This window comes from Acinetobacter sp. ANC_7511 (assembly GCF_056779975.1).
The window spans coordinates 1-239 of record NZ_JBWYIY010000068.1 but is presented as its reverse complement, the minus strand read 5'-3'; the positions used below and the strand labels follow the sequence as shown (position 1 = coordinate 239).

Here is a 239-nt window from a genome sequence, read left to right as displayed (position 1 = left end):
TTTCAAAGGGTTCTACATTTTTACGAATGGATTCACGTACAGAAATCCCTGCTTTTTCAATTAAATTAATGAGTTCAATCTTACTCGGAGGGGTAAGAAGGTATTCAATAATTTCAGGTTCTTCTCCTGTATTTCGAATGAGAGCTAATGTATTTCTTGATGTTCCGCAAGCTGGGTTGTGATAGATCTTAACTTTCGATGACATTGGATTAACTCAGAACTTAATAATATTGCATTTA

Annotated in this window: 1 protein-coding gene; it reads right to left on the bottom strand. The window is 33.9% G+C overall.

The window, feature by feature from the left end; translation table 11 throughout:
* On the bottom strand, positions 1–205 hold a 205-nt coding region (locus AC1M9L_RS14865; RefSeq protein WP_481592569.1), incomplete at its 3' end, for a thioredoxin domain-containing protein.
* Positions 206–239 lie beyond the last annotated feature (34 nt).